Origin of the sequence: Flavobacterium panici, assembly GCF_903819335.1 — a bacterium.
Lineage (GTDB): Bacteria > Bacteroidota > Bacteroidia > Flavobacteriales > Flavobacteriaceae > Flavobacterium > Flavobacterium panici.
The window spans coordinates 83,853-95,397 of record NZ_CAIJDE010000046.1 but is presented as its reverse complement, the minus strand read 5'-3'; the positions used below and the strand labels follow the sequence as shown (position 1 = coordinate 95,397).

Annotated in this window: 11 protein-coding genes; 4 read left to right on the top strand and 7 right to left on the bottom strand. The window is 33.1% G+C overall.

The annotated features are described in order from the left end of the window. Positions 1–198 precede the first annotated feature (198 nt). From FLAPXU55_RS14425 to FLAPXU55_RS14400, 6 genes are all read right to left on the bottom strand, one after another. Positions 199–612: an RrF2 family transcriptional regulator gene (locus tag FLAPXU55_RS14425; protein WP_053470541.1), complete on the bottom strand. Its 414-nt coding sequence runs from the start codon at positions 610–612 to the stop codon at positions 199–201. An 81-nt stretch (positions 613–693) separates the two neighbouring features. Continuing rightward, complete coding sequence (locus FLAPXU55_RS14420) at positions 694–1,509, bottom strand: TPM domain-containing protein (protein WP_053470540.1); 816 nt, start codon at positions 1,507–1,509, stop codon at positions 694–696. A 3-nt stretch (positions 1,510–1,512) separates the two neighbouring features. Then, positions 1,513–1,950, bottom strand: a complete 438-nt coding sequence (locus FLAPXU55_RS14415) for a TPM domain-containing protein (RefSeq protein ID WP_053470539.1) — start codon at positions 1,948–1,950, stop codon at positions 1,513–1,515. A gap of 60 nt (positions 1,951–2,010) precedes the next feature. Next, positions 2,011–2,595, bottom strand: coding sequence for a LemA family protein (locus FLAPXU55_RS14410; protein WP_180858576.1), 585 nt, complete (start codon positions 2,593–2,595; stop codon positions 2,011–2,013). Between the two features lie 34 nt (positions 2,596–2,629). Then, on the bottom strand, positions 2,630–2,962 hold the full coding sequence (locus FLAPXU55_RS14405; RefSeq protein WP_053470537.1) for a MerR family transcriptional regulator: 333 nt from the start codon (positions 2,960–2,962) through the stop codon (positions 2,630–2,632). A 46-nt stretch (positions 2,963–3,008) separates the two neighbouring features. Next, positions 3,009–3,986, bottom strand: a complete 978-nt coding sequence (locus tag FLAPXU55_RS14400) for a peptidoglycan DD-metalloendopeptidase family protein (RefSeq protein ID WP_180858574.1) — start codon at positions 3,984–3,986, stop codon at positions 3,009–3,011. Positions 3,987–4,265: 279 nt separating this feature from the next. Here FLAPXU55_RS14400 and alaS point away from each other — a divergent pair, with 279 nt between their 5' ends. Next, positions 4,266–6,902 carry an alanine--tRNA ligase gene (gene alaS / locus FLAPXU55_RS14395; protein ID WP_180858572.1) on the top strand — a complete coding sequence of 879 codons (2,637 nt, stop codon included), beginning with the start codon at positions 4,266–4,268 and terminating at the stop codon, positions 6,900–6,902. 207 nt (positions 6,903–7,109) lie between these two features. Then, complete coding sequence (locus FLAPXU55_RS14390; protein WP_180858571.1) at positions 7,110–7,487, top strand: GxxExxY protein; 378 nt, start codon at positions 7,110–7,112, stop codon at positions 7,485–7,487. Positions 7,488–7,580: 93 nt separating this feature from the next. Here the strand turns inward: FLAPXU55_RS14390 and FLAPXU55_RS14385 are convergent, their stop codons facing one another. Beyond that, a complete protein-coding gene (locus FLAPXU55_RS14385) occupies positions 7,581–9,326 on the bottom strand; it encodes an ABC transporter ATP-binding protein (protein WP_053470533.1) in 1,746 nt (581 codons plus the stop codon). Positions 9,327–9,651: 325 nt separating this feature from the next. Here FLAPXU55_RS14385 and FLAPXU55_RS14380 point away from each other — a divergent pair, with 325 nt between their 5' ends. Together FLAPXU55_RS14380 and FLAPXU55_RS14375 are read left to right on the top strand one after the other, a co-directional pair. After that, positions 9,652–10,437 (top strand): hypothetical protein, encoded by a 786-nt coding sequence (locus tag FLAPXU55_RS14380; RefSeq protein WP_180858570.1) that lies wholly within the window; start codon positions 9,652–9,654, stop codon positions 10,435–10,437. A 79-nt stretch (positions 10,438–10,516) separates the two neighbouring features. Next, positions 10,517–11,464, top strand: a complete 948-nt coding sequence (locus tag FLAPXU55_RS14375; RefSeq protein ID WP_180858569.1) for a GSCFA domain-containing protein — start codon at positions 10,517–10,519, stop codon at positions 11,462–11,464. Positions 11,465–11,545: the final 81 nt, after the last annotated feature.

Below are 11,545 nucleotides of genomic sequence, written 5' to 3'. Positions count from 1 at the left end.
AACAGCACATACATATAATAGATGAATTTCTATTTACAGGAGCAGAAAGCCCTGTTTGTTTATTTTGCAAAAATTTTGATACACCCGATGGACTAAAATGTACTTTCATGTTAAAAATTTTGTAAATGGTTAGTTAATTATTTTGTGCAAATATAAATATTAATTCTATCGATTTACTAGGAATTAGAAAATATTTTTTTATTTATTTACCAGTGAAGCTATTGTGATACCTTCCATAGCCTTTAAAGTTTTATCTCTAATAAGCATTAAACCGTGACGCAGACTGCATTCAGACTCGGTTTTACAATCAGAGCAAGGCTCGTAAAAATTTAAAGAAGCGCATGGCAAAAGTGCAATTGCACCGTCAAATAATCGGTGAATTTCTGCCAAAGTGATGTCATTTTTTGATTTTATCAGGTAATATCCGCCAAATTTTCCCTGCTTACTGCTCACAAAACGTCCTCGTTTTAAGTCTAAAAGAATCTGTTCTAAAAACTTTTTAGGAATGTTAGCGCCATCAGCTATTTCTATAGTTCTAGAAATGTGATTTTCGTCTTGTTCTGCTAAATAAAGTAAGGCCTTAAGGGCGTATTTTGCTTTATGTGATAACATCTATATAATTAATTGTAAAATGTAAATGTATGAATTTAAACTTGAAACTGAAAACTGTGACTGCAAACTGTTTTTCTTTTTCTACCAGCTTCCGCCAGAACCTCCTCCAGAGAATCCGCCTCCGCCAAATCCACCGCCGAAACCGCCGCCTCCGCCAGATGAACCACCGCCAAAACCTCCAAATCCGCCGCCGCTGCTTCTGCCAAGACTGCTTAAAAGGATTACATCCATCAGGCTTGGACCGCCGCCACTGCTGCCAGAATTTCCACCTCCTCTTTTGCCGCGAGAAAGTAAAATTAAAACAATTACAACAATAACGATAAATGGAAGTATAGGAAAGTCTTTTCCTTTAGACTGCTTGCGTTCGCCTTTGTATTTGCCTTTAAAAACATCAAAAAGCGCATCGGCACCTTTATCAAGTCCGCGATAATAACTTCCGGCTTTAAATTCAGGAATAATAATGTTTCGGGTAATTTCTCCTCCAATTCCTGCCGTTAAGCGATCTTCTAATCCATAACCAGGCGAAATCCAGATTCTTTTTTCGGCTTTAGCCAATAAAATTAAAACACCGTTGTCTTCTTTTGCTTGTCCAATTCCCCATTCCTGAGCCCATTTTGGAGTAAGAATTCCAATATCTTCGCCTTTTAAGCTTTCAATAGTAATCACTACAATTTGAGTGGAAGTCGAATCAGAATAACGAACTAGTTTTTCTTCTAACTGCGTTTTTTCAGCAGCACTTAAAACATTTGCATAGTCGTAAACAGAAGTTTGAAAATCCGGTTTTTTTGGAATATCGAATTGAGCAAAAATGCTATTGCTGATAAAAAGCGTGATTAACAAAAGAGTAAACTGAAAAATTCTGTTGGAATTTAAAATTTTATTATTGGAATTTTTCATTATTTATCCTTTTGAGATTTCGTTAGATAATTCGTTTGTATCGTCTGCTAATGAAGGAAAATGCTTTTTTAGCTGCTCACCGGCATTCAAAATACCGTCAACAATTCCCTGTTTAAAGTTACCAGATTTAAAATGATTGGTCATAATGTCTTTGGTACAATCCCAAAAATCATCAGCAACCAAATCATCGATTCCTTTGTCTCCGCAAATCACGAAGTTTTTATCCTCAACTGCAAAATAGAGTAATACACCATTTTTTAGTCTGGTTTCATGCATTCGCAATTCATGAAAAACTTCTAAAGCTCGGTCATAATGAGCTTTAGAAGTTGTTTTTTCTATATGAACCCTAATTTCGCCAGAAGTATTATTTTCGGCCATGCGAATAGCTTCAACAATTTCCTGCTCTTCTGCTTTGGTTAAAAAATCTTCTACTTTTGACATGTGAAATATTTTAGAGTTTAGATTTGTGATTTTAGATTATTTTCTAAAAATATTAAATTCTTAGAATTTTACTTCAACTGGTTTGTCTGCTCCGGTAGAAGCCTCGAAGTATGGTTTTTCTTTGTATTCGCTCAGGAACCAGTTATTTGGAATTTTTAAGATGTAACCATTATAACCTTGTACAGATTCGTTAAAACGAGTTCTAGCCGTTAAAATCTGATTTTCTGTACTTGCTAATTCGTCTTGCAATTTCAAGAAATTCTCGTTTGCTTTCAATGTTGGATATTGTTCCACAGAAACCAATAATCTTGATAAAGAAGAAGAAACACCGCTTTGAGCCTGATTAAATTCTTTTAATTGCTCTGGAGTTACATTACTTGGATCAACTGTTACAGAAGTCGCTTTTGCACGAGCTTCGATTACTGCTGTTAAAGTTGATTTTTCAAAATCCGCAGCACCTTTAACCGTATTTACTAAATTCCCAATAAGGTCATTTCTTCTTTGGTAAGCTGTTTGTACGTTACCCCATTCTTTATTTACAGCCTGGCTGTATTGCAAAGCACTATTTTTAATTCCAATCGACCAAAATGCGATAATGGCAATAAATACGATAATAATTCCTACAGGGATTAACCACTTTTTCATATTTGTTTTGATTTAAGTTTATTTCTATTTTTAATTACAATTCGTTTTTGATGTCGTTCAATTGCGTTTTTATGGTCTCTAATTTACGTATTATTTCGAATTTATCTAATGTTTTCTTCTGACCTTCTTTTAAATGTGTTTTGGCACCTTCAAGGGTAAAACCTCTTTCTTTAACTAAATGATATATCAATTGCAGATTGGTTACATCCTCTGGAGTAAACATTCTGTTGCCTTTGGCGTTCTTTTTTGGTTTCAGTATATCAAATTCGCTGTCCCAAAATCGTATCAAGGATGCATTGACATTAAAAGCCTTGGCAACTTCGCCAATACTGTAATATCTTTTATCTTTTGAAAGCTCAATATGCATGTTTTTTTGTTTCTAATTTATTTCAAAAATAATACTTTTTGTAGTATTAATCTAATGACTGATTTTCCTGGTTTGCCATTTTCGAAATTGCCACGTATTCTGCCGCCGAAATATTACCATAATAGAAGTTCAGCGGGTTGACAACATTCCCATCTTTATGTACTTCGTAATGACAATGCGGCCCTTCAGATCTTCCAGTACTTCCCACATAACCTATAATATCACCGCGTTTGACATGTTGTCCAGGTCTGCAGTTATATTTGCTTAAATGCGCATACAAACTCTCATATCCAAAACCATGCCTGATCACAACATGGTTCCCAAAGCCCGAAGCTGTGTTGTCAGCCCTTGCCACAACGCCGTCTCCCGTGGCATAAACAGGCGCTCCTGTGTTGGCAGTAAAATCCATTCCGTTGTGCATTTTTCGCACTTTCGTGAAAGGGTCGATCCTGTATCCAAAACCAGATGCAACACGTTTCAAATTTTCATTTCGCACAGGCTGAATAGCCGGAATCGCTAATAATAAACTTTCTTTTGCACCGGCTAATTTCAATATTTCATCTAACGATTTAGACTGAATCGCCAATTCTTTTGAAAGTTTATCTACTCTTTTTGTCGTATTCAAAACCAGCTGCGAATTGTTGTAACCTTCTAATGTTTTATATCTTTCAGGGTTTCTAAAACCTGCTTTTCTAATAGAATCCGGAATTTCGGCTTTATTAAAATATACTCTGTAAATATTATTGTCACGTTCTTCTAAAGCCTCTGCGGCAGCGTCGATTTCGTCCAGTTTTTTATTCAAAATAGAATATTGCAGCTTTAAATTTTCAATTTCACGTGCCTGTAAACGATCTTTTGGCGTTTCAAAATACGGAGTGTTAATTAAAAGTACAAAAACTAAAAATCCAAACAATGCCGAAGCCACTAAAAACAGTAAAGCATAACCGATTTTGATTCTTTTTCTGGTTTTTATTTTTGTATAAGCCAGATTTTCTGAGTCGTAATAATATTTTACTTTCGCCATATTTTAAAATACGCTATTTTTGCAGCTTGTAAAATCAATTAGTCGAACAATAGTGCTAAATGTTTCAATTGTTGACAGCTTTTTTACAAGAACAAAATAATTTGATAATTTGGGGGAATTACATAATTATATAATGCGCAAAATAGGCAATTTATTGTTGAAAAGCATAAGTTTTAATTTTCGATTTTAAAATTAACGCATTATTAATTTGAGATTATTTCTAATTATCACATTATCAAATTGACACATTTGTAAACAGATACATTTTCTAATTTAAATATGAAATCACAAGACGTACGTAAGCAATTTTTAGACTTTTTTAAAAGCAATGGACACCTTATTGTTCCATCGGCTCCAATCGTTCTTAAAGACGATCCAACCTTAATGTTCAATAACTCGGGAATGGCCCAGTTTAAGGAATTTTTCTTAGGGAACGGAACTCCAAAAAGTCCAAGAATAGCCGATACGCAAAAATGTCTTCGTGTTTCAGGAAAACATAATGACCTTGAAGATGTAGGTTTTGATACCTATCATCATACTATGTTTGAGATGTTAGGGAACTGGTCTTTTGGAGATTACTTCAAAAAAGAAGCAATCAACTGGGCTTGGCAGCTTTTGACAGAAGTTTATAAAATTCCAAAAGAAAATCTTTATGTTTCTGTTTTTGAAGGAAGCAAAGAAGATAATGTTCCTTTTGACCAGGAAGCTTGGGATATCTGGAAAACATTAATTGACGAGGATAGAATTATTCTTGGAAATAAAAAAGACAATTTCTGGGAAATGGGAGATCAGGGACCATGCGGACCTTGTTCTGAAATTCACGTTGATTTACGTCCGGAAGCTGAAAAAGCTTTAGTTACAGGAAAAAGTTTGGTAAATAACGATCACCCGCAGGTAGTTGAAATCTGGAATAATGTATTCATGGAATTCAACCGTAAAGCTGACGGATCGTTAGAAAAACTTCCTGCACAACACGTTGATACCGGAATGGGATTTGAGCGTTTGTGTATGGCTTTGCAAGGAAAAACATCAAATTATGATACAGATGTTTTTACACCGCTTATCGAAAAAGTAGAACAAATTACAGGTTTAAAATATACATCTGATGAAGTAAAAAACATCTCAGAAGAACAAAATAAAACCAATATTGCAATTCGTGTTATTGTAGATCACGTTCGTGCGGTTGCTTTTGCAATTGCTGACGGGCAATTACCATCAAACACGGGAGCTGGATATGTGATTCGTAGAATTTTGCGTCGTGCAATTCGTTACGGGTTTACATTCTTAAACACAAAAGAACCTTTTATTAATAAATTGGTAGAAGTTCTGGCAAACCAAATGGAAGAATTTTTCCCTGAAATTAAATCGCAGCAGCAATTAGTTACCAATGTAATTCGTGAAGAAGAAGCTTCTTTCTTAAGAACTTTGGATCAAGGTTTACAATTGTTAGAAAATGTAGTTACAGAAACTACAGGAAAAGAAGTTTCTGGCGCTAAGGTTTTTGAGTTGTATGATACGTTTGGTTTTCCAAAAGATTTGACAGCTTTGATCCTAAAAGAAAAAGGTTTCTCTTATAATGAAGCAGAATTTGAAGTTGAATTGCAAAAACAAAAAACACGTTCTCGTGCCGCTTCTGAAGTTTCAACAGAAGACTGGAATGTTTTGATTCCTGGAAATGTAGAAACATTTGTAGGTTATGATAAAATTGAAAACGAAGTAAAAATTACTCGTATCAGAAAAGTTGATTCTAAAAAAGATGGTATTTTGTACCAAATCGTTTTAGATAATACGCCATTTTATCCAGAAGGGGGAGGACAAGTTGGTGATAAAGGAACATTGGTTTCGGCAAACGAAACAATTGAAATTATCGATACCAAGAAAGAAAATAACTTGATTTTACATTTCGCAAAACAACTTCCCGAAAATGTAGAAGCAGGTTTTGCAGCAAAAGTAAATACTGATTTAAGAACTTCAACTTCTAAAAATCACTCCGCTACGCATTTAATGCATTTAGCTTTGAGAACTATTTTAGGAACGCATGTGGAGCAAAAAGGATCGTTGGTAAATTCAAATTACCTGCGTTTTGACTTTTCTCATTTCAGTAAAGTTTCGGATGAAGAGATTAAACAAGTTGAGGCTTCTGTAAATGCTCAAATCGAAGCACAATTACAGTTGGTTGAACACAGAAACATTCCAATTCAGGAAGCATTAGATAAAGGCGCAATGGCTTTATTTGGTGAGAAATACGGCGATAATGTTCGTATGATTGAATTTGGTGAAAGTAAAGAGTTATGTGGAGGTATTCACGTAAAAAATACAGCAGAGATCTGGCATTTCAAAATTATTTCTGAAGGTGCTGTTGCGGCAGGAATTCGTCGTATCGAAGCGATAACTGGTGATGCGGTGAAAAACTTCTATCTAAACCAGGAAAATACATTGGCAGAGATAAAAGAAACGCTTAAAAATCCACAGGATATTTTGAAATCTGTTGCTTCTCTTCAGGATGATAATGCTAAGTTGAAAAAACAAGTAGAGCAGTTGCTTAAAGAAAAAGTAGGCGCTTTAAAAACAGAATTAGAGAAAGATTTTCAAGAAGTAAACGGAGTAAATTTCCTTGCTAAACAAGTTGATTTAAGCATGGCTTCTACAAAAGATTTAGCTTCAGCTTTAGGAAGTTCAAAACCAGATTCATTTGTTTTTTTAGCTTCTGTTGAAGATGGTTTACCAAATATTCACTGTTATATCGCTAAAGAATTGGTTGCAAGTAAAGGCTTAAATGCTAATGCAGTAATCAAAGAATTAGGTAAATATATTGACGGAAATGGAGGAGGACAGCCTTTCTTCGCATCTGGAAAAGGAAAAAATGCTGCTGGAATTGCTGAGGCTTTGTCTAAGGCAGTTGAGTTTTTAAAGTAAGTTTTTTTTTAATCTCGCAAAGTCGCAGAGTCGCAAAGTTTTTTTAAGCTTTTCGATTTTTTTTGGAATAGTCTTGCTCGCTAAGTATTGAGTTTATTAATTTTTTTTTAATCTCGCAAAGACGCGAAGTCGCAAAGTTTTTTAAACCTTGCGATTTTTTTTGGTTTAATAAACTACATTTGTAAGTTTTTACTTTAATATTTTAAAATGACTGAGAATGAAATTTCGGCTGTTGTAGTTGATGCTTGTTATAAAATACATGTAAAATTGGGGCCTGGATTGTTGGAGTCAGTATATGAAGCTATTTTACATCATGAATTGACAAAGAGAGGGTTGAGTGTAGAAAGACAAAAAACGTTGCCTGTTATTTGGGATCAAATAAATTTAGATATTGGTTTTAGAGCAGATTTAATAGTAGAAAATAAAGTGATTTTAGAAATAAAATCAATAGAACAGCTAACAGATATCCACGCAAAACAAGTGCTGACTTATCTTAAAATCACAAAAATGAAACTAGGTCTACTTATAAACTTCAATGTACCAATTATCAAATTTGGTATAAAAAGGGTAGTTTCAAATCTTTAATTAAACACTTAAAAAACTTTAAATAAAAGCAGAGTCGCAAAGCTTAAAAAAAACTTTGCGACTCTGCGACTTTGCGAGATTCTTTACGCGCAACTATTTTCGTTCCCCAATTTGCTGACGCCACATAGCGTAATACAAACCTCTCTCTACAATTAAATCATCATGTTTACCTTGCTCGATGATTTTACCTTGTTCCAGAACAAAAATTCTATCAGCATGCATTACAGTTGATAAACGGTGCGCGATTAAAACGGTGATTCTGTTTTTATCAGATATATTTCTAATTGTAGCATTAATTTCTTCTTCAGTAATAGAATCTAAAGCAGAAGTTGCTTCATCAAAAATCAATAAATTCGGATTTCTAAGAATCGCTCTGGCAATAGATAAACGTTGTTTTTCTCCACCCGAAACTTTGATTCCGCCTTCACCAATTGTAGTGTTTAAACCATCTTCTGCACGTTTAAGAAGTTTATCACAGCTTGCTCTTTTTAGAGCGTCGTATAACTCTTCATCGGTTGCATTTGGTTTAACGAATAATAAGTTTTCGCGAATTGTTCCAGAGAATAATTGCGCATCCTGCGTTACAAAACCTAATTGTTTTCTTAAGTCTAGTAAATCAATTTCTGTAGAATCAATATCATTATAAAGAACCTGACCTTCGGCCGGAGTATATAAACCAACTAATAACTTAACCAAAGTTGTTTTCCCTGAACCAGACGGACCGACAAACGCAACAGTTTGACCTTGTTTGATTTCAAAATTGATATTTTCAACGGCTTTGAATTTTGCCGTTTTATGCTGAAAACTTACATTCGAAAATAATAACGACTGAATTGCCCCAACATGTTTTGGATTTTTTGGACGGAATTCTTTTGGAGCGCTTAATAATGTTTTAAAGTTTTCCATCGAAACTTTAGTTTCATTCAATGCAATAATGAAATTTCCAAGTTCCTGAAGCGGACCAAAAATGAAAAACGTAAAGAATACCATTGTCAGCAAATCACCCACAATAATTTTTCCTCCAAATAAGAAATAATACAAAGTGAAAACAACGCAAGTTCTTAAAAAGTGAACTGTTGTTCCCTGAATAAAACTCAAACTTCGAATAAATCTGATTTTTTCTAATTCTAATTGCAGAATTTTAAATGTGTTTAAGTTCAAACGTTTCTCTTCTTGGTACGTTAAACCAAGACTTTTTACCAATTCGATGTTTCGTAAACTCTCTGTTGTAGAACCTGCCAAAGCATTCGTTTGATTGACAATTTTTTTAGAAACTATCTTAATCTTTTTACCCAAATAAGAACTTACCAAAGCAATAATTGGAGCTGTAATTAAAAAGATAAGTGAGATTCGAAAATCAATTCGGGCAACATAAAGAATTACAAAAATGAATCCGATAACGGTTTGAAAAATCAAAGAAATCGAAAGTGTAATTAATTTTTCAGAATCAGACCTAACTTTGGTTAACTTACTCAAAGTTTCACCGCTTCGCTGATCTTCAAATTCGGCGTAAGGTAAATCGAGGGATTTTTTAATTCCGTCGGTATACATTTGAGCGCCGGTTCTCTGGATCACAACATTAGTGAAATAATCCTGAAAGTTTTTGGTAATTCTGGAAATCATCGCAGCACCAAGTGAAAGCCCAAGCCAGAAAGAAAGTGATTTGATAAAACCAGTTGGATTTCCTTCGTATTTGTGTAATCCAACACCGCAATCCTGCATTAATTTACCGGTAATAATAGAGTCTGATAAACTGAAACAAATGTTTATAGAGGCCATAATCAAAGCAAAAAGCAAAAGCATTTTGTGTTTGATTATATAAGAATATAATAATTTCATATAGAGTATAAAAAAATGGAAGATGCAAAAGTAAGCAATAGTTTGTCTTGATGGAGTTGATTTTTGTTATTAAAAATGTAAATTTTTAATAATTGATTTTTAGCTTATATCGAAGGGATTATTGTTTAATAACACAATGAGCAAGTATTGGTATTTATTTGAGAAATTATATTATAATGATAAAGATTATTATTGAATAGAATAGAATGCATCAACTAGTTCTTGAGATAAAAAATACCTTATTATAATAGTAAAATGACAGGAATAGCTCATTTTTTTAAGTGGTGTGCGATATGTTTGTTTGTATAAATCTAATACATGCCAAATGAAAAAGAATTTACTCCTTTTCTTAATTTTAATTTTTACATTCCTTTCATGTTCAAGTGATGCAAGTAATGATAGTGATAATACTAAAGATGATACGACAATATTACCTAAAGCCATAATATCTATTTATCCTGGTTTTAGTTCTGATACTGCTCTTTTTTCTTACGATAAGAATAAAATTAAAAGTATATCCTATAAAAAAGATAAAATTTATTACCATTATGAGGATAATGTAATTGTGGGTAAAACGTATTATAATATTGTTCAAGGTAAAGAAGTTAAAATTAACGAAGAGACCTATTCTTATACAAATGGAAGATTAGCATCAATTAAATATCTGGACAATTGGGCATCATCTCCTCGTAAAATTAATATAAGATCGGTGTACACATATTTATCAGATACTTTAGTTAAAGAACAAAGATTTAGTACAGATTATATAACTAAGATCGAAGCAGAAGATGATTATTTTTCTTTACTTAAGATTAAAAATGGAAATCTGATTAAAAGGGATTATGTAAAAACAAAAACAGGCATCACTTCTTATACATATACTTATGTTTATGATAATATGAATTCTCCTTTTAAAAATATTACAGGTATGAGTTCACTTATAAATGAAGAAGAATCATCTTTTAATAATCGTTTAAGTAGTTTTTCTGTCGATTCAAGTGATTACCTTGATATAAAAGACTATAAATATGATATGAAAGGATATCCAATCTTAGAAACATATTATAAAGGAGGAAAACAAGTAACAACCATTACAAAATATTTATATTAATTACCCAGAACCAAATACTTCATGTATTTGGTTTTTTTATTGGTAAAAATTGGTGAAATTCGTGTTTAAATAATATGCCATGCAATTCAGAACTCAAATTCCAATTTCAAAAAGCAACAATCCAATCGATTATAATTCGAAGATACTTTCTGTAGGTTCTTGTTTTGCAGAAAATATGGCGGAGAAATTTGATTATTTTAAGTTTCAAAATGAAACAAATCCGTTTGGAATTATATTCAATCCCGTTTCAATAGAGAAATTATTTAGTCGGGTTTGTAAAGAAGAATTGTTTACAGAAAAAGACGTTTTCTTTCACAACGAACGTTGGCATAGCTTTGAAGTTCATTCCGATTTAAGTAATGCTGACCGACAAGAATTGTTAGAAACACTCAACAAAGCCGTTACAGAAACCAACAAAAAGTTAAAAGAAGCCACACATATCATTATCACATTTGGAACTTCATGGATTTACAGAAATATCGAAAGCACCGAAATCGCCGCCAATTGTCATAAAGTTCCTCAAAAACAATTTTTAAAAGAATTACTATCAGTTGATGTAATTCAAAAAAGTATTCAAAACACAGTCGATTTAATTCAGACTTTAAATCCAGAAATCAATTTCATTTTCACGATTTCACCAGTACGCCACATTAAAGATGGTTTTGTAGAAAATCAATTAAGTAAATCACATTTATTTTCAGCGCTGCATGCTGCGTTAAATACGGAACACTTTAAACTGAACACTGAATACTTTCCATCGTACGAAATCCTGATGGATGAACTTCGCGATTATCGTTTTTATAACGAAGATATGCTTCACCCCAACCAAATCGCTATCGATTATATCTGGAAACTTTTCAGCGAAAATTATATTTCGCAAGAAAGCATCTCAATAATGCAGGAAGTAGATGAAATTCAAAAAAGCCTGCGTCACAGAAGCTTCAATCCAGATTCTGAACAACACCAAAAATTCCTTGCCAAACTTCAGCAGAAAATGAATCTTTTAGAAGAAAAGATTCCATATTAAATTTTAATTTTCATTAAGCACAAAACGTTCTTATAAAATATTTAAGCATAAAAAAACTTTGTGTCTTAGCGCCTTCGTGGC